This window comes from Burkholderia sp. R-40 (assembly GCF_049942845.1).
Taxonomy (GTDB): Bacteria; Pseudomonadota; Gammaproteobacteria; order Burkholderiales; family Burkholderiaceae; genus Burkholderia; species Burkholderia ambifaria.
On the sequence record NZ_CP187968.1, the window covers coordinates 932,952 to 956,997 of the forward strand.

20 protein-coding genes and 1 pseudogene are annotated in these 24,046 nt (G+C 68.1%); 13 read left to right on the forward strand and 8 right to left on the reverse strand.

Annotated features, from left to right (window positions below; translation table 11 throughout):
- Positions 1-2: 2 nt before the first annotated feature.
- Genes ACP26O_RS20610 through ACP26O_RS20620 form a run of 3 tightly spaced genes read right to left on the reverse strand, consistent with a single transcriptional unit; the run spans position 3 to position 3,628 of the window.
- On the reverse strand, positions 3-788 hold the full coding sequence (locus ACP26O_RS20610; RefSeq protein WP_138849508.1) for an enoyl-CoA hydratase/isomerase family protein: 786 nt from the start codon (positions 786-788) through the stop codon (positions 3-5).
- A 19-nt stretch (positions 789-807) separates the two neighbouring features.
- Positions 808-2,415, reverse strand: coding sequence for a carboxyl transferase domain-containing protein (locus ACP26O_RS20615; protein ID WP_175666553.1), 1,608 nt, complete (start codon positions 2,413-2,415; stop codon positions 808-810).
- A gap of 31 nt (positions 2,416-2,446) precedes the next feature.
- Complete coding sequence (locus ACP26O_RS20620) at positions 2,447-3,628, reverse strand: isovaleryl-CoA dehydrogenase (protein WP_059532493.1); 1,182 nt, start codon at positions 3,626-3,628, stop codon at positions 2,447-2,449.
- A 171-nt stretch (positions 3,629-3,799) separates the two neighbouring features.
- Between ACP26O_RS20620 and ACP26O_RS20625 the strand changes: the two genes are divergently transcribed.
- Positions 3,800-4,546, forward strand: a complete 747-nt coding sequence (locus ACP26O_RS20625) for a TetR/AcrR family transcriptional regulator (RefSeq protein WP_175666554.1) — start codon at positions 3,800-3,802, stop codon at positions 4,544-4,546.
- Positions 4,547-4,618: 72 nt separating this feature from the next.
- Here the strand turns inward: ACP26O_RS20625 and ACP26O_RS20630 are convergent, their stop codons facing one another.
- Entirely contained in the window at positions 4,619-5,107 is a 489-nt protein-coding gene (locus ACP26O_RS20630) for a MarR family winged helix-turn-helix transcriptional regulator (protein ID WP_166723434.1), read from the reverse strand.
- Between the two features lie 198 nt (positions 5,108-5,305).
- Here ACP26O_RS20630 and ACP26O_RS20635 point away from each other — a divergent pair, with 198 nt between their 5' ends.
- The 5 genes from ACP26O_RS20635 (at position 5,306) to ACP26O_RS20655 (ending at position 11,128) form a co-directional block, all read left to right on the forward strand.
- Positions 5,306-6,385, forward strand: coding sequence for an aromatic ring-hydroxylating oxygenase subunit alpha (locus ACP26O_RS20635; RefSeq protein ID WP_175666598.1), 1,080 nt, complete (start codon positions 5,306-5,308; stop codon positions 6,383-6,385).
- Positions 6,382-7,347, forward strand: coding sequence for a PDR/VanB family oxidoreductase (locus tag ACP26O_RS20640; protein WP_175666555.1), 966 nt, complete (start codon positions 6,382-6,384; stop codon positions 7,345-7,347). The genes ACP26O_RS20635 and ACP26O_RS20640 overlap by 4 nt, the downstream gene beginning before the upstream one ends.
- Positions 7,348-7,395: 48 nt before the next feature.
- Entirely contained in the window at positions 7,396-8,457 is a 1,062-nt protein-coding gene (locus tag ACP26O_RS20645; protein WP_175666556.1) for an aromatic ring-hydroxylating dioxygenase subunit alpha, read from the forward strand.
- 130 nt (positions 8,458-8,587) lie between these two features.
- Positions 8,588-9,931, forward strand: coding sequence for an MFS transporter (locus tag ACP26O_RS20650; RefSeq protein WP_175666557.1), 1,344 nt, complete (start codon positions 8,588-8,590; stop codon positions 9,929-9,931).
- 105 nt (positions 9,932-10,036) lie between these two features.
- Positions 10,037-11,128 (forward strand): porin, encoded by a 1,092-nt coding sequence (locus ACP26O_RS20655; RefSeq protein ID WP_175666558.1) that lies wholly within the window; start codon positions 10,037-10,039, stop codon positions 11,126-11,128.
- Between the two features lie 60 nt (positions 11,129-11,188).
- Here ACP26O_RS20655 and ACP26O_RS20660 read toward each other — a convergent pair whose 3' ends face one another.
- On the reverse strand, positions 11,189-11,635 hold the full coding sequence (locus ACP26O_RS20660) for a hypothetical protein (protein ID WP_175666559.1): 447 nt from the start codon (positions 11,633-11,635) through the stop codon (positions 11,189-11,191).
- Positions 11,636-12,022: 387 nt separating this feature from the next.
- Here ACP26O_RS20660 and ACP26O_RS20665 point away from each other — a divergent pair, with 387 nt between their 5' ends.
- Complete coding sequence (locus ACP26O_RS20665) at positions 12,023-14,200, forward strand: TonB-dependent siderophore receptor (protein WP_175666560.1); 2,178 nt, start codon at positions 12,023-12,025, stop codon at positions 14,198-14,200.
- Positions 14,201-14,287: 87 nt separating this feature from the next.
- Here the strand turns inward: ACP26O_RS20665 and ACP26O_RS20670 are convergent, their stop codons facing one another.
- The 3 genes from ACP26O_RS20670 to ACP26O_RS20680 are packed head-to-tail and all read right to left on the reverse strand — an operon-like array spanning position 14,288 to position 17,317.
- Positions 14,288-15,319, reverse strand: a complete 1,032-nt coding sequence (locus ACP26O_RS20670; RefSeq protein WP_175666561.1) for a Zn-dependent oxidoreductase — start codon at positions 15,317-15,319, stop codon at positions 14,288-14,290.
- A gap of 29 nt (positions 15,320-15,348) precedes the next feature.
- Complete coding sequence (gene manD, locus ACP26O_RS20675; protein ID WP_175666562.1) at positions 15,349-16,557, reverse strand: D-mannonate dehydratase ManD; 1,209 nt, start codon at positions 16,555-16,557, stop codon at positions 15,349-15,351.
- A 28-nt stretch (positions 16,558-16,585) separates the two neighbouring features.
- Positions 16,586-17,317: a GntR family transcriptional regulator gene (locus tag ACP26O_RS20680; protein WP_126226031.1), complete on the reverse strand. Its 732-nt coding sequence runs from the start codon at positions 17,315-17,317 to the stop codon at positions 16,586-16,588.
- A gap of 156 nt (positions 17,318-17,473) precedes the next feature.
- On the opposite strand from ACP26O_RS20680, the pseudogene ACP26O_RS20685 reads away from it, so the two are divergent.
- From ACP26O_RS20685 to ACP26O_RS20710, 6 genes and pseudogenes are all read left to right on the forward strand, one after another.
- A pseudogene (locus tag ACP26O_RS20685) lies at positions 17,474-18,843 on the forward strand (mannitol dehydrogenase family protein).
- A gap of 136 nt (positions 18,844-18,979) precedes the next feature.
- Entirely contained in the window at positions 18,980-20,284 is a 1,305-nt protein-coding gene (locus ACP26O_RS20690) for an MFS transporter (RefSeq protein ID WP_426356397.1), read from the forward strand.
- Positions 20,285-20,500: 216 nt separating this feature from the next.
- The gene (locus ACP26O_RS20695; RefSeq protein ID WP_175666565.1) at positions 20,501-21,292 is read left to right on the forward strand and encodes a transcriptional initiation protein Tat; all 792 of its coding nucleotides are present in this window, start codon (positions 20,501-20,503) and stop codon (positions 21,290-21,292) included.
- Between the two features lie 8 nt (positions 21,293-21,300).
- Entirely contained in the window at positions 21,301-22,365 is a 1,065-nt protein-coding gene (locus ACP26O_RS20700) for a molybdate ABC transporter substrate-binding protein (RefSeq protein ID WP_175666566.1), read from the forward strand.
- 46 nt (positions 22,366-22,411) lie between these two features.
- Positions 22,412-23,098 carry a c-type cytochrome gene (locus ACP26O_RS20705; RefSeq protein WP_175666567.1) on the forward strand — a complete coding sequence of 229 codons (687 nt, stop codon included), beginning with the start codon at positions 22,412-22,414 and terminating at the stop codon, positions 23,096-23,098.
- Positions 23,095-24,033 carry a c-type cytochrome gene (locus tag ACP26O_RS20710; RefSeq protein WP_175666568.1) on the forward strand — a complete coding sequence of 313 codons (939 nt, stop codon included), beginning with the start codon at positions 23,095-23,097 and terminating at the stop codon, positions 24,031-24,033. The genes ACP26O_RS20705 and ACP26O_RS20710 overlap by 4 nt, the downstream gene beginning before the upstream one ends.
- The last annotated feature ends 13 nt before the right edge of the window (positions 24,034-24,046 follow it).

Below are 24,046 nucleotides of genomic sequence, written 5' to 3' on the forward strand. Positions count from 1 at the left end.
CGTCATTCACGCCACGAAGGCGTGCGCTTCTCGAGGAACGATGCGATCCCTTCGCGTGCTTCCGCGCCGGCGCGGGTGCGCGCGATCCAGTCGGCGGTCTGCTCGATCAGCGTCGCGTCGAGCGGCCGGCCGGCCACGTCGGCGACGAGCCGCTTGCACGCCCGCACCGCGTCGGGGCCGTTCGCGACGAGCGCCGCGGCCAGCTTCGCGACCGTTTCGTCGAGCGCGTCGGCCGGCACCGCATCGTGAATGAACCCGAGCGACGCGGCGCGCGCGCTGTCGAACACTTCGGCCGTCGTGAAGTAGCGGCGCGCCGCGCGCTCGCCCATCGCGCGCACGACGTACGGCGCGATCGTCGCGGGAATCAGCCCGAGCCGCGCCTCGGACAGGCAGAACTTCGCGCCGTCGGCGGCGATCGCGATGTCGGCCGCAGCCACCAGCCCCACGCCGCCCGCATACGCGTCGCCGTGCACGCGCGCGATCACCGGTTTGCCGCAGCGATGGATCGCCTCGAGCATCCGCGCGAGCTTGCGCGCATCGGCACGGTTCTCGTCGTCCGAGTAACCGGCCATCTTCTTCATCCAGTTCAGGTCCGCGCCCGCGCAGAACGCGGCGCCTTCCGCCGCGAGCACGATCGCGCGCACGCCCTCGTGCGCGTCGAGCCACTCGAACGCGGTGGTCAGCTCGGCGATCGTCGTCTCGTCGAACGCGTTGCGCACGGCGGGGCGCGCGAGCGTGACGGTCGCCACGCGGTCGGCCTCGTGTACCTTGATCGTTTCGTATCGCATCGCTCAGCCCTCCCGGCCGTTACATGCGGAACACGCCGAAGCGCGTGTCCTCGATCGGCGCGTTCATCGACGCGGCGAGGCCGAGCCCCAGCACGTCGCGCGTCTGCGCGGGGTCGATCACGCCGTCGTCCCACAGCCGCGCGCTCGCGTAGTACGGATGCCCCTGGCGCTCGTACTGGTCGCGGATCGGCTGCTTGAACGCATCCTCTTCCTCGGCCGACCACGCGCCGCCCTTCGCCTCGATGCCGTCGCGGCGCACGGTCGCGAGTACCGACGCGGCCTGCTCGCCGCCCATCACCGAAATCCGCGCGTTCGGCCACATCCACAGGAAGCGCGGACCGAACGCGCGGCCGCACATCCCGTAGTTGCCCGCGCCGAACGAGCCGCCGATGATCACCGTGAACTTCGGCACCTTCGCGTTCGACACGGCCGTCACCATCTTCGCGCCGTGGCGCGCGATGCCTTCGTTCTCGTACTTGCGGCCGACCATGAAGCCCGTGATGTTCTGCAGGAACACGAGCGGGATCTTGCGCTGGCAGCACAGCTCGATGAAATGCGCACCCTTCACGGCCGATTCGGAAAACAGGATGCCGTTGTTCGCGATGATCCCGACCGGATGGCCCCAGATGTGCGCGAAGCCCGTAACCAGCGTCGTGCCGAAGCGCGCCTTGAATTCGTCGAACTCCGAATCATCGACGATGCGCGCGATCACCTCGCGCACGTCGAACGGCTTGCGCGTGTCGACCGGAATCACGCCGTACAGGCTCTTCGCGTCGTAGCGCGGCGGCTTCGGTTCGTGCAGCGCGAGCGGCGACGCGATCTTCGGCGCGAGATGACCGACGATGTTGCGCGCGATCGACAGCGCATGCGCGTCGTTCTGCGCGAGATGATCGACCACGCCCGACAGGCGCGTGTGCACGTCGCCGCCGCCGAGATCCTCGGCGCTCACTTCCTCGCCGGTCGCGGCCTTCACGAGCGGCGGGCCGCCGAGGAAAATCGTGCCCTGGTTCTTCACGATGATCGACTCGTCGCTCATCGCCGGCACGTACGCGCCGCCCGCCGTGCACGAGCCCATCACGACCGCGATCTGCGCGATCCCCGCGGCGGACATCGTCGCCTGGTTGAAGAAGATGCGGCCGAAGTGGTCGCGATCGGGAAACACGTCGTCCTGGTTCGGCAGGTTCGCGCCGCCCGAGTCGACGAGGTACACGCACGGCAGCCGGTTTTCCGCGGCGATTTCCTGTGCGCGCACGTGCTTCTTCACGGTGATCGGGTAGTAGGTGCCGCCCTTGACGGTCGCGTCGTTGCACACGATCACGCACTCGCGGCCCGCGATCCGGCCGATGCCGGTGATCACGCCCGCGCCGGGCGCGTCGTCGTTGTACATGCCGTTCGCCGCGAGCTGCGAGAACTCGAGGAACGGCGCGCCGGGATCGAGCAGTTGCGCGATCCGGTCGCGCGGCAGCAGCTTGCCGCGTGACAGGTGCTTGTCGCGCGCGGCCTGGCCGCCGCCTTGCGCGAGCTGTTCGATCTTCGCGCGCAGGTCGGCGACGACCGCCTCCAGCGCCGCGGCGTTCGTGCGGAATTCTTCCGAACGCGGGTTCAGTTTCGATTCGATGATCGGCATCGACGGGGCTCCGTTCGCGTGACGTGGGGCGTTACATCGTTTCCGCGAACAGCTCGCGGCCGATCAGCATCCGGCGGATCTCGCTCGTGCCGGCGCCGATCTCGTACAGCTTCGCATCGCGCCACAGACGACCGACCGGGTATTCGTTGATGTAGCCGTTGCCGCCGAGGATCTGGATCGCTTCGCCGGCCATCCACGTGGCCTTCTCGGCCGTATAGAGGATCACGCCCGCGCAGTCCTTGCGCACCTGGCGAATATGGTCGCTGCCCGCCGAGTCGAGATGGCGGCCGACCGCATACAGGTAGGCGCGGCATGCCTGGAACGTCGTGTACATGTCGGCGACCTTGCCCTGGATCAGCTGGAACTCGCCGATCGACTGGCCGAACTGCTTGCGGTCGTGGATATACGGGACCACCGCGTCGAGACACGCGGCCATGATGCCCGTCGGGCCGCCCGAGAGCACCGCGCGCTCGTAGTCGAGGCCGCTCATCAGCACCTTCACGCCGCCGTTGAGCTGGCCGAGGATGTTCTCCTCCGGCACCTCGACGTCCTGGAACACGAGCTCGCCCGTGTGCGACCCGCGCATGCCGAGCTTGTCGAGTTTCTGCGCGACCGAGAAGCCCTTCATCCCCTTCTCGACGATGAAGGCGGTGATGCCGCGCGGGCCGGCGTCGATGTCCGTCTTCGCGTAAACGACGAGCGTGTCGCAGTCGGGGCCGTTGGTGATCCACATCTTCGTGCCGTTGAGCACGTAGCGGTCGCCGCGCTTGTCCGCGCGCAGCTTCATGCTGACGACGTCGGAGCCCGCGTTCGGCTCGCTCATCGCGAGTGCGCCGATGTGTTCGCCCGACACGAGCTTGGGCAGGTACTTCTGCTTTTGCGCGTCGGTGCCGTTGCGGTGGATCTGGTTCACGCACAGGTTCGAGTGCGCGCCGTACGACAGGCCGATCGACGCCGATGCGCGCGAGATCTCCTCCATCGCGACCATGTGCGCGGTGTAGCCCATGTTCGCGCCGCCGTATTCCTCGGCCACCGTCATGCCGAGCACGCCGAGATCGCCGAACTTCTTCCACAGATCCATCGGAAACTGGTCGGTGCGGTCGACCTCCGCCGCGCGCGGCGTGATTTCCTTCGCCGCAAACGTCGCGACGGCGTCGCGCAGCATCTCGATGTCTTCACCGAGCATGAATTGCACGCCGGGCAGGTTGATCATGTCTCCTCCGTCTCCAGAAAGTGGGTCGCACGCGCCGATTTCTGAGTTTCGCTCAAATCGGATCAATGCGTCGATTCATTAAGCCAATACAGCGGAAATTTTGCACAGTTTCGCGCCTCGTCCGGCTTGGCGTCAATAGTTTTTTGAGTGATACTCAGATATCATCGCAGCATGACAGCCGCTCTCGCCGACACCATGACCGCAACTGCCAGACCCGACCGCGCCGACCCGTCGCGCGCACCCGCCGGGCGCAAATCCCAGCAGCGCGTACAGGACATCCTGCGCGCCGGTCGTGAAGTGTTCGCCGAAAAGGGTTACGAGCATGCGACGGCCGCCGAGATCGCGCAGCGCGTCGGCGTGTCGGAGGCGACGGTGTTCAGCTATTTCCGCGGCAAGCGCGAGCTGTGCGCGCGCGTGATCGCCGATTGGTACGACGAAATCATTGCCGCGTTCGAACACGGGATGCCGGTGGAAGCATCGGTGCAGCAGCAGTTCGCGTTCATCGTGCGCACCCACCTGCGGCTGATGCTGGTGAACGGCACGGGGCTGTGCGCGCTGGTGCTGTCGGAGGGTCGTGCGAAGCAGCATGCGCTGAGCGACGAGCTCACCGCGCTACAGCGCCGCTACACGGCGCCGCTGATGGACGTGCTCGCGCGCGGCCAGGCAGCCGGGCAGGTGCGCCGCGACATGCCGCTGAGCCTGCTGCGCTCGATGGTGTTCGGGCCGATCGAGCACGTGCTGTGGGATGCGATCCTCGGGCACCGCAAGCTGGATACGGAAACAACGGCCACGCAGTTGGTCGACATGCTGTGGGCGGCCGTGCAGCCGCCCGCGCCGGAGCAGGCGGCATTGGTGCGCTTCAGGAACGAGGTCGCGGAAGCCGTGCGGCGGCTGGAAGGACAAGCGTCACGCGCGTGACGCCGGCGGGTTTCGCCTGCCTTCATCTGCCGCCTCGCCGCCACTTCTACTTCATCTCGCGAAAACCGCCCACTACGAATCCTCGCCGACCCGCAGCGGCGCGCGGCTCTGCTCGTTGTTCAGATGGACGAACTTGCGCAGCAGCCGCATCAGTTCCTCCGAATCGTCCTCTCCCATCCCGTCGAACAGGCCGGCACGCAGTTCCTTCACCGACGGAATCAGGTGCGTGAGCAGCTCCACGCCCGCCGGCGTCAGCAACAGGCGCCGCTGACGCCGCGGCAGCACTTCGCGGACGATCAATCCTTTCGCTTCGAGCCGGACCGCGAGATCCGCGGTGGTCGACGTGTCGAGCGCCACCCGCTGCGCGAGCGTCACCTGATCGAGCCCCGGGCATTCGTAGAGCATCCGCAGGACCGCGTACTGCACGGGCGTCACGTCCCGGCCCAGCTTTTCGTAGAACATCGCAACCGCGATCTGGTGCGCGCGCCGGATCAAGTGCCCGGGTTCGTCGTACAGATCGAGCGGGAATGCCGGCGCGTCGGCGGGATTCGTTTTTTCCATGGATGAGTCGATGACATAGGCGGCGCACGCCGTTGCGTGCACCGACGGCATGGCGCTGCGTCGCGCCATTTCCCGGGAAAACCAGTATACCGCCCGCCTTGCTCCAGCCAATCTCAATGCGTACACTGAATCTCATTCAGTACACGGAATGACGACGTGCCGCGCAACGGCGGCACCGCCCTGAAGGAGACGATGAACGTGTTTCTCAAGAACGCTTGGTATGTGGCCTGCACGCCCGATGAAATCGACGGCAAGCCGCTGGGCCGCAAGATCTGCAACGAGCCGATGGTGTTTTACCGCGCGGCGGACGGCCAGGTCGCCGCGCTCGAGGACTTCTGCCCGCACCGCGGCGCGCCGCTGTCGCTAGGGTTCGTGCGCGACGGCGTGCTCGTGTGCGGCTATCACGGGCTGGAAATGGGCTGCAACGGCAAGGCGGCCGGCATGCCGGGCCAACGGGTCGGCGGCTTCCCGCCGATTCGCAGCTTCCCCGTCGTCGAACGGTACGGCTTCATCTGGGTGTGGCCGGGCGATGCGTCCGAAGCCGATCCCGCCCGGCTGCCCGCGCTGTCGTGGGCCGAGGATCCGGCCTGGGCGCACGGCGGCGGCCTGTATCACATCCGCTGCGACTACCGGCTGATGATCGACAACCTGATGGACCTCACGCACGAAACGTACGTGCATGCGACGAGCATCGGCCAGAAGGAAATCGACGAAGCTGCGCCGAAGACGACCGCCAACGGCGACGAAGTCGTCACGAGCCGCTTCATGCAGAACGTGATGCCGCCGCCGTTCTGGCAGATGGCGCTGCGCGGCAACGGGCTGGCCGACGACGTGCCGGTCGACCGCTGGCAGATCTGCCGCTTCACGCCGCCGAGCCACGTGATGATCGAAGTGGGCGTCGCGCTTGCGGGCAATGGCGGCTACGACGCACCGGCCGAGCTGAAGGCGTCGTCGATCGTGGTCGACTTCATCACGCCCGAGACGGACACCTCGATCTGGTACTTCTGGGGGATGGCGCGCAACTTCCGGCCCGACGATCACGCGCTGACCGCCGAGATCCGCGAAGGCCAGGGCAAGATCTTCGCCGAGGATCTCGAGATGCTCGAGCGCCAGCAGCTCAACCTCGAGCAGTGGCCGGACCGCAAGCTGCTCAAGCTGAACATCGACGCCGGCGGCGTGCTGTCGCGCAAGGTGATCGAGCGGCTGCTCGCCGACGAACAGGCGTCGAGCCCGCAGCGCCCCGTGATTCCGGTCGCGCAGATCAAGGAGGCGTCATGAGCGCCGCGACGCTGACGGTCCGGGTCGCCCGCAAATGGCAGGAAGCGCGCGACATCTGCGGCTTCGAATTCGTCAGCGACGACGGCTCGCCGTTGCCGCGCTTCGACGCCGGCGCCCATATCGACGTGCATTTGCCCGGCGGCCTCGTGCGCCAGTACTCGCTGTGCAATCACCCGGCGCACGGCGATCGCTATCAGATCGCGGTGCTGCGCGATGCCGACGGCCGCGGCGGGTCGCGCGCCATTCACGATGAAGTGCGGCAAGGCGATACCGTGCGGATCGGCCTCCCGCGCAATCAATTCCCGCTCGCGCCCGACGCACCGCACCACCTGTTGCTCGCGGGCGGAATCGGCGTCACGCCGATTCTCTGCATGGCGGAACGGCTGTTCTCGTCCGGCATCCCGTTCGACATGCACTACTGCGCGCGCTCGACCGACCGCATGGCCTTCGTCGAGCGGATCAACGCAGCCGGGTTCAATGACCGCACCCGCTTGCACGTCGACGACGGCGACCCCGCGCAACGCTTCGACCTGGCCTCGGTGCTCGCCGCGGCGCCTGACGGCACGCACCTGTACGTCTGCGGCCCGCGCGGCTTCATGGATGCGGTGCTGAACGCCGCGCGCGAGCGCGACTGGGCGGACGAGCGGCTGCATTATGAGTTCTTCGGCGGCGCGGTTGCATCGTCCGGCGCGGATCGCGCGTTCCAGGTCCGAATCGCGAGCAGCGGCAAGGTGATCGACGTGCCGGCCGAATGCACGGTGGTCGCGGCGCTGGCGGCCAACGGCGTCGACGTGCTGACGTCGTGCGAGCAAGGTGTATGCGGCACCTGCGTGACGCGCGTGCTGGAAGGCGAGCCCGATCATCGCGATTCGTATCTGACGGAAGCGGAACAAGCGGCCGGCGACCAGTTCATGCCGTGCTGTTCGCGATCGCGAACCGACCTGCTGGTACTCGATCTGTAGACGGACCGCGCGGCGCGCGGCGGAAAACCACAATACTGGAGACGATCAATGGCGCATCATGCCGCACCACCAATCAATACTACTAAGTTTCCAATCGACCGATGGTGGGTCGCCGCGCTGTCATCCGAACTGACGGACAAACCCGTCGCGCGCACGCTGCTCGGGCGCCCGGTCGTACTGTTCCGCTTGCCGTCCGGTGAAGTCGGTGCGCTGGAGGATCGCTGCTGCCACAAGTCGCTGCCGCTGTCGTGCGGCTCGCTCGAGGTGCGCGGCCTGCGCTGCGGCTATCACGGCCTGCTGTTCGACCGCGACGGCACCTGCGTCGAGATTCCCGGCCAGGACCGGATTCCGGCGAAGGCGTGCGTGGCGTCGTATCCGGTGCGGGAGCAGGACGCCATCGTGTGGATCTGGATCGGCGCCGACGCGCACGCTGAACCGACCTGCGCGCCGCCGCGCTATCCGTTTCACGCGGATCCGCACTACCGGTTCGGCGGCGGCCACTACCATTACCACGCGCCGTATCAGCTGATTCACGACAACCTGATGGACCTGAGCCACCTCGGCTATGTCCACCTGAAAACCATCGGCGGCAACGCGTCGCTGCACATGGGCGCGGAAACCCGCGTCAGCACGGACGGCGACACGGTGACGCTGGTCCGCCGGATGCCCGATTCGGAGCCGCCGCCGACCTACACGGCGGCATGGCCGTTCGCGGGCCGCGTCGATCGCTGGCAGGAAATCGAATTCCACGTGTCGCATATCCGGATCTGGACCGGCGCGATGGATGCCGGCACCGGCGACCTGCACGATCCGGCGCGCGGCGGCTTTCACATGCGCGGCTTCCACGGCATCACGCCCGAGACGGAAACGACGACGCACTACTTCTGGACCGTCGCGACCAATCCGCAGCACGACATCGAACGCGTCGCGCGAACGGTCATCGAGCAATCCGCGGCGACGTTCGACGAGGACAAGACCGTGATCGAGGCGCAATACCGGAACCAGCTGCGGTTCCCGGACCGCCGCCAGATCGACATTCATGTCGACGCGGGCCCCAATCGCGCGCGGCGCGTGATCGAGCGGCTGCTGCTGCAACCCGAACCCGCGTAGCCATCGCGCCGGCGCACGTAACCCGGGCTGCCCGTCAGCCCACGCAATCGCTTTCGTCCCATTCGCTACGGCAGTGCGTCGATTTCATCCCAATCAATTAGTCATACTATTCTTCTGAAGGATCTTTGACGTGAGCGCAAATATCCGCAATACGATCGACAAATCCCCGATGAGCGCGTTTCAGACGATGGCGGTCACGGCCTGCGTCGTGCTGAACATGCTCGACGGCTTCGACGTGCTGGCCATCGCGTTTGCCGCGCCGCATCTGGCCGCCGAATGGAAACTGAGCGGCAAGGAAATCGGCCTGCTGCTGAGCGCCGGGCTGGCCGGCATGGGCATCGGCTCGGTGCTGATCGCGCCGCTGGCCGATCGCGTCGGCCGCCGCCGCATCATCCTGCTGTGCCTCGCCGTGATCTCGACCGGGATGCTGGCCTGCGCGGCTACCCACAGCACGCTGCAACTCGCGGCCGCGCGTGCGTACACGGGGCTCGGCATCGGCGGCATGCTGGCGAGCCTGACCGTCATCAGCGGCGAGTACGCATCGAACAAATGGCGCAGCGCCGCGATCGGCATGCAGTCGACCGGCTATGCGATCGGCGCCACCGCCGGCGGCGTGATCGCCGGTTACCTGCTGTCGACGTGGGGATGGCGCAGCGTGTTCGCGTTCGGCGGCATCCTGACGTTGATGTCGATCCCGATGGTGCTCGCGCTGCTGCCGGAATCGCTCGACTTCCTGCTGGCGCGGCGTCCGGACGACGCGCTGCTGAAGATCAACCGCATCCTCGCGAGAATGAAGCGCGCGCCGATCGACACGCTGCCGGCCGCGACCGCTTCCGTCGACACGGCGAACCCCGCGTCGAGCTGGACGGCCGTGCTGCGCGCACCGCTCACGCGCCGCACGATCGCGCTGTGGATCGCTTTCTTTCTCGTGATGGGGAGCTTCTACTTCGTCGTGAGCTGGACGCCGAAACTGCTGGTCCAGGCCGGCATGTCGGCATCGCAGGGCGTGACCGGCGGCGTGCTGCTCAATCTCGGCGGCATTGCGGGCGCGTCGCTCTTCAGCCTGCTGTCGACGCGGTTCGGCCTGCGCAACCTGCTGGGCGCGACGCTGCTGCTGGGCGGTGTGCTGATGGTCGTGTTCGGCGCGAACACCGGCTCGCTCGGCATCGGCATGACGGTCGCTGTGTTCCTCGGCGCCGTGATCAATGCGTGCGTGGCCGGCATGTATGCGCTGTCGCCGACGCCGTATCCGGCCGAGATCCGCACGACCGGCATCGGTCTCGCGGTCGGCATCGGCCGCCTCGGCGCGATCCTGTCGCCGATGACGGTCGGCGCGCTGCTGGACGACGGCTGGTCCGTGTCCCATCTGTATCTCGCGTTCCTCGTGCCGTTGGCCGGCGCGGCCATCGCCGTCGCCGTGGCGGGCGCGCGCGCCGCGGCACCGCACCGGCAACGCGATCCGGCGCTGTCGTAACGCACGACACCCGCAGGCTCGACCGATACCCGTCGGTACCCCCGGCATGTCCGGGGCAATGAAAAAAAAACGATAAGTAGATCTACATACTGTTTGGAGACAGCCATGAAAACGAAACTGGGCGTCGCGCTCGCGACGGCGATGGCGCTGGCCGGACCGGCCTGCGCGCAAAGCAGCGTCACGCTGTACGGGATCATCGATACCGGTGTGTCCTACTACAACAACGCCGCGCACGGCGGATCGTTCACCGGGATGCCGACGCTGACGGGCGAGGTTCCATCACGCTGGGGCCTCAGAGGCACGGAGGGTCTCGGCGGCGGCTACCAGGCCTTCTTCGTGCTCGAAAACGGCTTCCAGCCCGGCACCGGCGCATTGAACTACGGCGGGCGCCTGTTCGGACGGCAGGCGAACGTGGGCGTGAACAGTCCGTTCGGCGCGCTGACCCTCGGCCGCCAGATGAACATGACGATGATCGTACTGACCAATGCCGACGTGATCGGCCCGTCGATTCATTCGATGGCGGATTTCGACTCCTACCTGCCGAATGCGCGCAGCGACAATGCGATCGGCTACAAGGGCACGTTCCACGGCGTGACGCTCGGCGCGACCTACAGCTTCGGCCGCGACGCGGCCGGCCCGGCTGGACCGTCGGCGACGGGCTGCGCCGGACAGGTGCCCGGCGACATCGTCGCGTGCCGGCAGTACACGGCGATGCTCGCCTATGACGCGAGCAATTTCGGGCTGGCCGCCTCGCACGACGTGATGCGCGGCGGCGGCGGCGCGCTCGCACCGCTGAACAATTCGGCGTACACCGACACGCGCGACATCGTCGCCGGCTACGTGAAGATCGGCCCGGCGAAACTCGGCGCCGGCTGGATCCGCCGCAATCTCGCGGCGGCCGCACACCTGCAGGCCGATATCGTGTTCGCGGGCGGCACGTACTACGCAACGCCCTACCTCGCGCTCGACCTGCAGGGTGTGCGCTACCTGCAGCGTCGCGAAAACAGCGAAGGCACGAACGCCACGCTGCTCGTCGGCCGCGCGAACTATTTCCTGTCCAAGCGGACGACCGTCTATACGTCGGTGGGCTACGTGTTCAACAGCGCCACCGCCGCCAATGCGGTGGCCACGGGCGGAACCGTCGCGACAGGCAGCAACCAGCTCGGCGTCATGGCGGGGATCCAGCAGAAATTCTGACGCCCCGGGCAGCGCCGTTGCGGGCGGCTCGCCGCCGCCCGCGAACCGCGCGTGCCGGAGTCAGCCTTCCAACCGGCAATGCGCGAGCTTCAGCCCCGGCAACACGGGCGCATCGATATAGCCTTCGTTCACGCAGCTGAAACGGAAATTCGCGGACGCCGTGAACGGCTTGATCTCGCCGCCGGGGAATTTCGGTTTCAGCGCAGCCTGGTCGGCCACGTCAAAGTGCGTATCGAACTGCTCGCCGTCGGTCGTCAGCGCGCCGAAGTACGTGCCGCCCGGGTCGCTGCCCATCCGGATCACGGCGCCGACAAACACGAGGCGCTTGCCGTCGTACTTCGTCTTCGCGGCGGCCATGTCCTTCGTGTAGGCCTCGATCACGGCGCCGTAATGCGCGTCGATCGCGGGCTCGGCAGCCGAAGCCGCGCAAGCGGTCTGCTGAATGCCCGCCAACAGCGCGCAGGACGCAAGCGTCACCGCCGCGAACGGCGTGGAAATCTTGTTCATGGGTGGTCTCCCCTCTAGCGTGGTGATTGAAGTGATTGAAGCCCGGCGCTACGCCGGATGAATTCGCTTCCGTTGCTTTATGCGTTCGAATGGCGGAACACGGCTGCGATCACTTCATCACCCGCACGGTCGACCACGCTGCACGCGACGTGACAGGAAGATGACATGGTGCGGCCCCCGGCTCTCATTGGATTTCACTGCGTCTGATTTTGGCCGCTACGGTAGCAGACGGCCGACGGCCCGGCAATCGCGGTTCACGGTCCGTATCGGCCTCGTTACAATTGCAAACGATTCTCATTACCTATATCATGCGCATCCTGCCGCAGCGGCGCAGTGAAGCGCTGCGGCCTGTGCCTCCGTCCTTAGCACTCCGTCACTCATCGATTCATGCCATCCCGTCGAACGCCCCGCCGCGTGCGGACCTTGCGCCCGTGGCGCGCCAGCCTGCCTGCCCTGATCACCCTTTGCGTCGCCAGCGGCGCGCATGCCGATGCGGAGCCCGCGCAGGCGGCATCCGCGCCCGCACCGGCATCCGTATCGCCGCCCGAACGCGAACTGCCGACGATCAGCGTCAACGCATCGGCGGTCGCCGATCCGACCGTCGGCTATCAGCCGCGCACCAGCAGCATCGCCGGCGGCGACGCGCGCCCCATCAAGGAGATCCCGCAATCGGTCGCCGTGGTCAGCAGCAGCGTGATGCAGGACCAGCAGGCGCGCTCGCTCGATGACGTGCTCGGCAACATCAGCGGCATCACGCAGACCAACACGCTCGGCGGCACGCGCGACGCGTTCATCAAGCGTGGTTTCGGTTCGAACAACGACGGCTCCGTGCTCGTCGACGGGGTCCGCACGCCGGTGCTGCACAGCTATCTCGCGACGATCGATCGCGTCGAAGTGCTGAAGGGCCCGGCTTCGCTGCTGTACGGGATGCAGGACCCGGGCGGCGTGATCAACCTCATCACGCGCAAGCCGGAGGACACGTTCGGCGGCTCGATCTCCGCATCGCGCACGAGCCACGGCGGCAGCAGCGCGCAGTTCGACCTGACGGGCCCGCTCGGCAAGCCGGGGCAGGTCGCGGGCGGCACGCTCGCGTTCCGGCTCACCGGCGAATACGACACGAGCCGCTACTGGCGCAGCTTCGGCCGCGAACGCAACGCGCTGATCGCGCCCGCGCTGTCGTGGCACGACGCGAACACGTCGATCGACGTCAGCTACCAGTACGTCGACTACACGATGCCGTTCGATCGCGGCACCGTGCTCGTGAACGGCCGCCCCGACGATGCGCTGCGCTATCGCCGCTACGACGAACCGTGGGCGCAAAGCAGCGGGATCCAGGAAACGCTGCGGGCGCGCGTCGAGCACCGCTTCTCCGACGCGTGGCGCGTACGCGCGACGTACGGCTGGGGCCGCGACCGCTACGATCAGTACATCGCCCGCGGCACCGCCTTCAACAGCGCGACCGGCGCGATGACGCGCACGGCCGACGCCAACCTCGGGCGTAACGACTCCGACCAGATCGCGACGCTCGGCCTGCTCGGCAACCTGACGCTCGCGGGGATGAATCACGCGCTCTACATCGGTGGCGAATACGAACGGCAGCGCAGCTTCCGCGGCGACACGATCCGCGGCAAGGCGATCAAGGGCTTCGATCTCTACGATCCCGTCTATGGCCTGCTTGCGCCGGGCGGCACGCCGAACGCGAAGCAAAGCGATTCGCGGTCGTTGGTCCACACGTATTCGATGATCGTGCAGGACTCGGTGAAGATCACCGACCGGCTCACCGCGGTCGGCGGGCTGCGCTGGGAAGACTGGCAGCAGGAATCGGGGATGGGGCGGCCGTTCGCGTTCGCCGACCGCTCGCACGGCAACGTGTGGCTGCCGCAGTTCGGGCTCGCGTATGCGCTCACGCCGTCGCTGACCGCGTATGCGAACGTGAGCCGCTCTTTCAAGGCGAACGTCGCGTCGAATGTCACGTCACCGCTCGCGCCGGAATTCGGCCGCGTGCTGGAAGCCGGCCTGAAGTTCAACCTGAAGCCCGGCATCACCGGCACGCTCGCGGCCTACCAGATCGACAAGCGCAACGTCGCGGTAACAGTAGGCGACATCACGTCGACGATCGGCACCGCGCGCTCGCGCGGGATCGAACTCGACGTCGCGGGGCAGATCACGCGGCACCTGAGCCTGATCGGCAGCTATGCGTACACGAACGCGAACGATCGCGACAGCAACACGTCGCTCGTCAACGTCGCGCGCCACACCGGCAGCCTGTTCGCGGTGTATGACACGGCCCTCGGGAACCTGCCCGGCCGCTGGCGCTTCGGCGGCGGCGCGCGGCTCGTCGGCGCACGGCCCGGCGACACCGCGAACAGCTTCACGCTGCCCGGCTACGTGACCGTCGATGCGTTCGCGGCCTACGAGACGACGATCGGCAAGTTCCCGACGCGCATCCAGCTCAACGTGAAGAACCTGCTCGACAAGACCTACTATCCGTCGAGCAACAGCAACCTGATCGTCGCGGTCGGCGAGCCGCGGCTCGTCACGCTGACGACGACGGTGTCGTTCTGACACACCGTCGCACCGGCCGGCCGGGCCGCGCGACACGCGCGACGCGCGCCGGCCGGCGACACGAACCGGCATGAACTGAACGCGCGATCAGCCGCCCGCGAAATCGAGCAGGATCTTGCAGCTTTCCGCGGGATTGCGCTCAGCCATCTCGAACGCCTGCGCGACGTCGCGAAAGCCGACCTTGTGCGTGACGATGTGCTCGGGCTGGATCAGCCCGCGAGCAATCCAGTCGATCACCTGCGGGAACATTGCGCAGTTGAGCCGCGATGCGGCGAGCGTCAGCTCCTTCTTCGTCAGCTCGGCCTGCACGATCGCCGACGGCTCCGACGAAAACCCGAGCACGCCGATCCGGCCGGCCGGCGCGGCGATCGTCACGGCCTCCTCGAGAATCGACGGATGGCAGACTGCATCGAAGATCAGCGTCGGGCCGCCATCGACACCGCGCTTGGTCAGCGCGTCGGGCAGCGGCTCGACGCTCGTGTTGATGATCTCGTCCTCCGCCGCGCCGCACTTGCGCGCGAGCTGCAGCCGCGCGTCGAGCCGGTCGGTGATGAACGCGCGAATGCCGTACACGCGCTTGAGCACCTGCAGGATCGTCAGCCCGACGGTGCCGGCGCCGTAGATCAGCGCGACATCGCCCGGCAGCACGCCGGTGCGCGACGTCGCGTTCGCGGCCACCGCGAACGGTTCGACGATCGCCGCGCAGGTATCGGCGATCGCGTCCGGAATCCGGTACGCATTGCCGGCCGGCACGCACGTGTACTGGCTGAAGCCGCCGTCACGATGCACGCCGAGCACGGTCAGGTGCCGGCACACGTTGCGCCGGCCGATCGTGCACGCGTGGCAATGCCCGCAGCTGATCACCGGATCGACCGCGACGGTCTCGCCAAGCCGCGCGGCATCGGCGCCCGCGCCGACCGATTCGATCGTGCCGACGAATTCATGGCCGATGATGCGCGGGTACGACACGAACGGATTCTTGCCGTGAAAGATGTGCAGGTCCGACCCGCAGATGCCCGCATAGCGCACCTTCACGCGCACCTCGCCGGCGGCGGGCACGGGCAGCGGCACCTCACGCACGCTCATGCTGTTCGGACGATCGACAACGACGCTCAACATTTCGGTTCTCTCCTTCGGATCTTCGCGGCTCACCAGTTCCACATCGAACCGTCGCGCAGCCGCGCGACCGGCAGGTAAGCGCGCTCGTACGGATATTTCGCGGCCAGCGTCTCGTCGATGTCGACGCCGAGGCCCGGCACGTCGTCCATCACGAGATAGCCGTCCTCGAAGCGGTAGTTGTGCGGAAACACTTCGTCGGTCAGCGCGCTGTGCGGCATCAATTCCTGGATGCCGAAGTTCGGCGCCCACAGCCCGAAGTTCACGGCCGCCGCCATGCAGACGGGCGACAGGTCCGTCGCGCCATGAAAGCCGGTGCGCACCTGGTACATCGCCGCGTAATCGGCGATGCGCCGCACGTGCGTGATGCCGCCCGCGTGCACGATCGTCGCGCGGATGTAGTCGATCAGCTGGTCGCGGATCAGGTCCTTGCAATCCCAGATCGAGTTGAACACCTCGCCGACCGCGAGCGGCGTCGTCGTGTGCTGGCGGATCAGGCGGAATGCGTCCTGGTTCTCCGCGGGCGTCGCGTCCTCGAGCCAGAACAGCCGATGCGGCTCGAGGTCACGGCCGAGCCGCGCGGCCTCGATCGGCGTGAGCCGGTGATGCGCGTCGTGCAGCAGGTGCGGCGCATCGCCGACCGCGTCGCGCACCTTGCGGAACAGTTCCGGCGTGTGACGCAGGTAGAGCGCGGTGTCCCACGGCTCCTCGGGCGGCAGCCCCTTCTCGGCCGGCTCGTACGCGCCGGCCGTCTTGCCGACGCCGTACACCTTGTCGAGCCCCGGCACGCCCGACTGCACGCGGATCGCGCGATAGCCGGCCTCGATGTGCGCATGCACCGCGTCGACCGCTTCGTCGTGATCGCGCCCGTTCGCGTGGCCGTACACCATCAGGCCGTCGCGGCTCTTGCCGCCGAGCAGCCGGTAGACCGGCATGCCCGCGAGCTTGCCCAGGATGTCCCACAGCGCCATGTCGATCGCGGCGATCGCCGTCATCGTCACGGGCCCGCGCCGCCAGTACGCGCCGCGATACAGGTATTGCCAGATGTCCTCGATGTTGCGCGGGTCGCGGCCGACGAGGCACGGGAACACGTGGTCTTCCAGGTACGCGCGCACCGCGAGCTCGCGCCCGTTGAGCGTCGCGTCGCCGAGGCCGTGGACGCCCTCGTCGGTCACGATCTTCACCGTCACGAAGTTCCGGCCCGGACACGTGACGATGGTCTGCAAGCGTTCGATTTTCACTGCGCTCCTCCAGCGGGCGATTCAGATGTCAGTCGACAAAGTAATGCGGCGCGCGGCTGCGCACGTCCGGCAGGTGCGAGCCGATCCGGTCGACGTGCGCCGCGACCGACGCGCCGAGCAGCGCCATGTTGCGCGACGCGATGTGCGCGAGGATCTGTTCGTGCTCCTGCAGCGCGCGGCGCGCGTGATCCTCGACGCGATCGAGCAGCAGCCAGCGCACGCGGTCGAACTGGCGCTTCATCGGCTGCAGCATTTCCCACACGTGCGGCCGGCCCGCGAACGCGAACATCCGCCCGTGCATCGCCTCGTCGAGATCGAAGAACGCTTCGACATCGCCGGCGGCCACCGCGTCACGCTGCGCGTCGATGATCCGCGACAGCTCCGCGAGCTGCGCCGGCGTGATCTTCTGCGCGAGCTCGACGTGGTTCGCGCATTCGAGCGTGCTGCGCGCGAAGCGCCCTTCCTCGAGGATCGATACCGGAATCGGCGCGACCAGCGTGCCGACCTTGCGGATGATCTGCACGAGCCGCTCGTCGGCGAGCTGCGCGAACGCTTCGCGCACCGGCGTGCGGCTGACCTTGATCGTCGTGGAGATCACCGCCTCCGACAGCGCGGTGCGCGGCGGCAGCGCGCCGCGCACGATCGCGTGGCGCAGCAGCGCATGAACCTGCTCCGTATATGACCGGCTCTCGTCCAGCGAGAACCCCTGCAACGCCGTGACGACGACGTCCGCTTCTTCCAGTACTGCCGTTTCGCTCATGGTGCGATTGATCCGCCTCGATATCGATAACTACCATGGTACAGAACCGGCCGAATTCCGGCGATTTAGCGTTTACACCGATAACTTCGCGGCGAAACTCGAAATAACCTGCACGCATTCGACTATCTACCATGGTACGCACCATCCCTGATCGCCATGCCATCCACCCCCGATTTCCTGCGCAGCGCGCCGCCCGGCACGCGCCGCCCCTGTTATGACCGGCGGGCGCTCCGCACCGGCATCGTCCATCTCGGCCTCGGCGCGTTCCATCGCGCGCATCAGGCGCTGCATACGGAAACGGTGCTGGAACAGGGCGATCTGCGCTGGGGGATCGTCGGCGTCGAGCTGCGCCGGCGCCATACCGTCGACCTGCTCGCCGCGCAGGATCACCTGTACTCGGTGACCGAACGCGACGGCCACGGCGCACGCACGCGCATCGTCGGCGCGGTGCACGGCGCGCTGTTCGCGCCCGAATCGCTGCCCGCGCTACTGGCGCTGATCGCCGATCCGGCGGTGTCGATCGTGAGCCTGACCGTGACCGAGAAAGGCTATTGCCGCCGCCCCCGCGGCGGTCTCGATGCCGACGACCCCGCGATTCGCCAGGATCTCGCGACGCCGGACACGCCGCGCACCGCGCTCGGCGTGATCGCGGCCGGCCTGCGCCGGCGGCCGGCGCATGCCCCGCTGACCGCATCCGCGACGACGTCGCATTCCCGAACAGCATGGTGGACCGGATCGTGCCGGCCGCGACGCCCGAATCGCTCGACTGGGCGCACGCGCATCTCGGCGCGCGCGACGCGGCCGCGATCGTCTGCGAGCCGTTCTCGCAATGGGTGATCGAGGATCGCTTCGCCGGCCCTCGCCCGCGCTGGGAAGACGCCGGCGCGCATCTCGTCGGCGACGTGCGGCCCTACGAAACGATGAAGCTGCGGTTGCTGAACGGCTCGCATTCGGCGATCGCGTATGCGGGGCAGCTGCGCGGTCGCGCGACCGTGTCCGACGCGATGGCCGATCCGGCGATCGCGGCGCTCGTCGACGGCGTGATGACGCGCGACCTGCTCGCAACCGTCGACGTGCCGTCCGGTTACGACGCGCATGGCTATTGCGCGACGCTCGTGCAGCGCTTCCGCAATCCGACGCTCGCGCATCGCACCGAACAGATCGCGATGGACGGCACGCAGAAGGTGCCGCTGCGCTGGCTGCCGGCGCTCGCCGAAAGCGCGGCGGCCGGTATCGAGCGTCCGTATCTGGAACGCGCGCTCGCGCTGTGGCTGCACTACGTCGCCACCGCGCGCGACGAATCGGGCCAGTCGCTCGCGATCAACGATCCGGGCGCGGCCGCGCTCGGCGCGACGCTCGCGGCGGCCGGCGATGCAACCGGCGCGGTTCGCGCAGCGCTCGGCAGCAGCGCGCTCGCCGGCTCGACCGTGTGGCCCGAAGCGTTGATCGCGCGTATCGGCGCGCATCTGTCGACGCTGCGCACGCACGGCACCGACGCGCTGCTCGCGCCGTTGCACGCACGCTGAACGAACGCGCGTCACGGTTCGCCGCGATCGAAGCGAACCGCGCAACACCCCTGCCCGCCGACGGCGATACCGACGCGGCGAACGATCGACATGACATGACATGACGGCCGGCCCACCGGCACGAAGGAGACAGACAATGAAGCAGAAGTCGCAGGCGTGGTTCACGGTGTTCCTGCTGTTCCTGGTGTACGGGATCAACTATCTCGACCGCGTCGCGCTGTCGATCGTCGCGCCGATCGTGCAGACCGATCTCGGCATCGACGCCGCGCAGATGGGCCTCGTGTTCAGCACGTTCTTCATCGGCTACGCGCTGTTCAATTTCATCGGCGGGCTCGCGTCCGACCGGCTCGGGCCGAAGCTCGTGTACGTGCTGTCGGTCGGACTGTGGTCGGTGTTCTGCGGGATGACCGCGCTCACCGTCGGCTTCGTGAGCCTGCTGATCGTGCGGCTGCTGTTCGGCATGGCCGAAGGGCCGCTGTGCTCGGCCGCGAACAAGATGGTCAACAACTGGCTGCCGCGCGACGGCGCCGCGACCGCGATGGGCCTGCTCAGCGCCGGCTCGCCGCTCGGCGGCGCGATCGCCGGGCCGATCGTCGGGCCGATCGTCGGCCTGCTGGCCGCGCAGTTCGGCTGGCGGCCGGCGTTCTGGATCGTGTGCGCGATCGGGCTCGCATGGGTCGTCGTGTGGATGATGTCGACGTCGGACCGTCCGGCCACGCCGGTCGGCGACGCATCGGACGCGCGTGCGGCGGCGCGTGCGGCATCGCCCGCCCATGCGCCCGCGGCGGCCGCCGCAACGCCGGCGCATACGCTGTCGCACTACGTGCGCCAGCCGCGCATCATCGCGACCGCCGCCGCGTTCTTCAGCTACAACTACGTGCTGTTCTTCTTCCTGAGCTGGTTCCCGAGCTACCTCGTGCGTGCACACCATCTGAACATCAAGGAGATGAGCGTCGCCACCGTCGTGCCCTGGCTCGTCGGCACGGTCGGCCTCGCGTGCGGCGGCGCGATCTCGGATGCGCTGTACCGGCTCACCGGCAACCTGCTGCTGTCGCGCCGGATCGTGCTCGTCACCTGCCTGCTCGGCGCGGGTGCGTGCGTGGCCGTCGCGGGCGCCGTGCAGTCGACGCAGGGCGCGGTCGCACTGATGTCGGTGTCGCTGTTCTTCCTGTACGTGACGGGCGCGATCTACTGGGCGATCGTGCAGGACGTCGTGCATCCGGCTCGCGTGGGCGGCGTCAGCGGCTTCCTGCATTGCATGGGCAGCCTGTCGGGCGTGATCGGGCCGGCCGTGACCGGCTTCATCGTCGAGCGCAGCGGCTCGTTCGCGTCCGCGTTCGTGCTGGCCGGCGCGATCGCCCTCGCGGGCGCCGTGCTGGCCGGCGTGTTCGTGCGCAACGCGCGGCCGTCGAACGTGCTGCGCGAACGCACCGTGCACTGACTTTCCACGGCTGACGAAGGCCGCGCGGCGCCGCATGAACCGGCGCCGCGCGGCCTTGTCGTTTGCGTCAATCATCGCCCCCTCGAATATCTCCCATCCGATATCGCGATTTCCGGTATCGATCGCGCGCCCCTAGACTGGCTACGCGATGGCGACGCATCGCCGGCAGCATGGCGATGCATCACGCCCCCCACAACAACGATATGGGAGAGTTCGATGTCCGACCGGCATGCGCGCCGCTGCGCGCTCAAGACACTCGGCCTCGCGGCCGGCACCGCGCTGCTCGGCGCAGCGCGCGTCGCCCAGGCGGCCACACCCGAAACCGGCGCGCTGCTGGCCGGCGGCGCGACGCACCTCGCCGAGCTCACCCGCCGCCTCGCAGCCGCGCCGAGACGGCGCGACTTCAAGACGGTGCCGATGATCGTCGAGCGCCCCGATCAATGGGATCACGCGGCGCTCATGGAAGTGATCGGCTATCGCGGCGGCCCGAAGCAGGTGTGGGACAACACCGAGCTCGGCGGCCCGTGGCTGAACCTGATGCGCAATGCGCTGAACGCGCAGATCTGGGGGTTCGGTCATCCGGACTTCCTCGTCGTGTCGGCCACGCACGGCGCCGCGCATCTCGCACTGTTCGACCAGCTCGCGTGGGACAAATACGGCCTCGCTAAATTCGCGGGCGCCGCGTTTCCAACCAACACGCTGCTCGCCGCGAAACCCGCGCAGTCGAAAGAAGCGCACGACCACGAACTGGCCGACGGCGCATTCTCGTCGCACGACAACAGCATCGCCGCGCTCGAGCAGCGCGGCGTCGTGTTCCTGTCGTGCCACAACGCGATCTGGGAACTCGCCGAACGGCTCGACCGCGCGAGCGCGAATCCGGACAAGCTGCCGCTCGACGCACTCGCGGCCGATCTGACCAACCATGTGATTCCGTCGGCGATCGTCACGCCGGGCGCGGTCGGGACGCTGCCCGAACTGCAGCACGCCGGTTTCACCTACGCGAAATGAGGCGCGCCATGACATCGATCCGTACGCGCGCTCCGTTGCAACGCGGGTGGCGCACCGCGCTGCATGCGGCGCTGGCCGCGCTCTGCTGCACGTCGGCGCTGTCGCTCGCCGCACCGGCCGCCCCTTCCGCCAGCATCTTTCCGCCGTGGCAGGACGGCCGCAACAACGACGCGACGAACCGCGGCCTCGAATTCACGGTGCCGCAGGTCGACGTGCTCGCCGATTTCCATGGCGACCTCACCGCACCGAAGCTCGTCCTGTACGTCGGCGGCAATTACTTCTTCGCGATGGCGCCGCTGGTCGCGAAGTTCGAGGCCGATCATCCCGAATACCGCGGCCGCATCTACTGGGAAACGATCCCGCCCGGCTTGCTCGTGCAGCAGATTCACGCGGGCGGCACGATCACCGTGGGCAACATGACGTGGACGGTCAAGCCCGACGCGTATTTCGCGGGGCTCGGCAAGATCGAGGATCTGATCGCGGACGGCACGCTCGAAGGCCCGGCCGTACCGTATGTGACGAACCAGCTGACGATCATGGTGCGCGCCGGCAACCCGAAGCACATCGCGTCGCTGAACGATCTCGCGCGGCCCGACGTGCAGCTCGCGATGCCGAACCCGGCATTCGAAGGCGTCGCGCGGCAGATTCGCGCGTCGCTCGTGAAGGCCGGCGGCGATGCGCTCGCGCGCACCGTCTACGACGACAAGGTGCGCGCCGGCACGACCGAACTCACGCACATCCATCATCGGGAAACCGCGCTGTTCCTGATGCAGGGCCGCGCGGACGCCGGCGTGCTGTGGCAGTCGGAAGCGGCGTTCCAGGAACAGGCCGGGCATCCGCTGATGCACATCGACATTCCGCCCGAGCACAATACGACGGCGATCTATGCGGGCGCGATGGTGAAGCACGCGCCGCATCCGGAAGCCGCGCGTGCATGGCTGGCGTTCATCCGGTCGCCGAACGCATTCCGGATTTTCTCGCGCTACGGCTTCGGGCAATACGACGCGACGGCGCCAACGCCGCATCTCGCGCCGCCTGTCGCGCCACGGCAAGACCGGCCCGACGCCGGCTGACCGCGCGAGCGCACGCGCAACAAGACAGACAACAAGGAGGGGACACGTGAACGATTCGGTCGACCTACCGCGGCGACGGTTCGCGCCGCTGCTGCTCGCCGCGGCCGCGCTGCTGGCCGGCCACGCCCGCGCGGACGACATCGCGCTCGGCAAGACGATCGCCACCCAGGGCACGTCGACGGGCGTGGCCGCCTGCATCGGCTGCCACGGCGCACAGGGCGAAGGCAACGCGGCCGCCGGCTTCCCGCGTCTCGCCGGCACGAACGCCGGCTACCTGTCCGTGCAACTCGCCGCGTTCGCGGACGGCAGCCGTCAGAACGCGATCATGCAGCCGCTCGCGAAACAGCTGTCGCCGCACGATCGCGATGCGGTGTCCGCGTATTTCGCGAGCCTGCCCGCGCCGCCGGCCATCATGGCGTCCGACGCCACGTCGATCGATCCGGCCAACACCGGCGCATGGCTCGCGACGCGCGGACGCTGGTCGCAGGGCCTGCCCGCGTGCGCGCAATGCCACGGTGCGGGCGGCCTCGGCGTGGGCGCCGCGTTTCCGCCGCTCGCCGGCCAGCCGGCCGCGTATCTCGCGGGCCAGTTGCACGGCTGGAAGCACGGCACGCGGGCGCCCGGCCCGATGGCGCTGATGCCGACGATCGCCGGCAAGCTGTCCGACGCCGACATCGACGCGGTGGCCGCCTACTATGCGCGCGGCGGCGCCGCCAACGGAGAAAAACAATGATCGACCGCACGAAGCTGATCCGCGGCGCGCGCGCCGCGCTGCTCGGCGCGGCCTGGCTGCCCGCGCTCGCCTGCGCGGCCGCGCCGCAGGACGCACCGGCCGCCGCTTCCGCCCCCGCGGTCGCGCCGATTCCCGTCGCGGCGGCGAAGCCGTTCACACCACCGCCCGAATCCGCGATCCCCGCCGACGACTTCGGCAAGACCGTGAAGCTCGGCGAGCAGATCTTCCTGCACACGCCCGAGTACGCGGGCAAGTACGTCGGCAACAAGCTTACCTGCGCGAGCTGCCACCTCGACGCGGGCCGCCGGCCCGATGCGGGCCCGATGTGGGCCGCGTACCTGCTGTACCCGGCCTACCGCAGCAAGAACGGCCACGTGAACACGTTCGCCGAACGTCTGCAGGGATGCTTTCGCTACAGCATGAACGGCAAGGCGCCGCCGGCTGGCGACCCGATCCTCGTTGCGCTCGAAACCTATTCGTACTGGCTCGCGAAAGGCGCGCCGGTCGGCACCCGGCTGCCCGGCCAGGGTTTTCCGAAGCTGCCGCCACCCGCGCAAAAGCCCGACTACGCGCGCGGCGCCGCCGTCTACACGCAGCACTGCGCGCTGTGTCACGGCGCGGACGGCCAGGGACGATCGAGCGGCGACCGGCCGGTCTTTCCGGCGCTGTGGGGCCCGCGCTCATTCAACTGGGGGGCGGGGATGGGCGACATCCGCAACGCGGCCGGCTTCGTGAAGGCGAATATGCCGCTCGGGCTCGGCGGCACGCTGACCGATCAGCAAGCGTGGGATGTCGCGACCTTCATGGACAGCCACGAGCGTCCGCAGGACCCGCGCTTCACCGGCTCGGTGCACGACACGCGCGCGAAATTCCACGACACGCCCGACTCGATGTACGGGCGCGACGTGAACGGCCGCGTGCTCGGCGCGCCGTGACGTGCGCGCGCCG

Excerpts from the sequence above, each read along its gene's own strand:
- ACP26O_RS20700 (WP_175666566.1), top strand. The coding sequence starts at position 21,301 with ATGACATCGATCCGTACGCGCGCTCCGTTGCAACGCGGGTGGCGCACC.
- ACP26O_RS20655 (WP_175666558.1), top strand. The coding sequence starts at position 10,037 with ATGAAAACGAAACTGGGCGTCGCGCTCGCGACGGCGATGGCGCTGGCC.
- ACP26O_RS20670 (WP_175666561.1), bottom strand. The coding sequence starts at position 15,319 with ATGTTGAGCGTCGTTGTCGATCGTCCGAACAGCATGAGCGTGCGTGAG.
- ACP26O_RS20640 (WP_175666555.1), top strand. The coding sequence starts at position 6,382 with ATGAGCGCCGCGACGCTGACGGTCCGGGTCGCCCGCAAATGGCAGGAA.
- ACP26O_RS20710 (WP_175666568.1), top strand. The coding sequence starts at position 23,095 with ATGATCGACCGCACGAAGCTGATCCGCGGCGCGCGCGCCGCGCTGCTC.
- ACP26O_RS20645 (WP_175666556.1), top strand. The coding sequence starts at position 7,396 with ATGGCGCATCATGCCGCACCACCAATCAATACTACTAAGTTTCCAATC.
- ACP26O_RS20690 (WP_426356397.1), top strand. The coding sequence starts at position 18,980 with ATGAAGCAGAAGTCGCAGGCGTGGTTCACGGTGTTCCTGCTGTTCCTG.
- ACP26O_RS20610 (WP_138849508.1), bottom strand. The coding sequence starts at position 788 with ATGCGATACGAAACGATCAAGGTACACGAGGCCGACCGCGTGGCGACC.
- ACP26O_RS20680 (WP_126226031.1), bottom strand. The coding sequence starts at position 17,317 with ATGAGCGAAACGGCAGTACTGGAAGAAGCGGACGTCGTCGTCACGGCG.
- ACP26O_RS20660 (WP_175666559.1), bottom strand. The coding sequence starts at position 11,635 with ATGAACAAGATTTCCACGCCGTTCGCGGCGGTGACGCTTGCGTCCTGC.
- ACP26O_RS20620 (WP_059532493.1), bottom strand. The coding sequence starts at position 3,628 with ATGATCAACCTGCCCGGCGTGCAATTCATGCTCGGTGAAGACATCGAG.
- ACP26O_RS20615 (WP_175666553.1), bottom strand. The coding sequence starts at position 2,415 with ATGCCGATCATCGAATCGAAACTGAACCCGCGTTCGGAAGAATTCCGC.
- ACP26O_RS20695 (WP_175666565.1), top strand. The coding sequence starts at position 20,501 with ATGTCCGACCGGCATGCGCGCCGCTGCGCGCTCAAGACACTCGGCCTC.
- ACP26O_RS20665 (WP_175666560.1), top strand. The coding sequence starts at position 12,023 with ATGCCATCCCGTCGAACGCCCCGCCGCGTGCGGACCTTGCGCCCGTGG.
- ACP26O_RS20625 (WP_175666554.1), top strand. The coding sequence starts at position 3,800 with ATGACAGCCGCTCTCGCCGACACCATGACCGCAACTGCCAGACCCGAC.
- ACP26O_RS20630 (WP_166723434.1), bottom strand. The coding sequence starts at position 5,107 with ATGGAAAAAACGAATCCCGCCGACGCGCCGGCATTCCCGCTCGATCTG.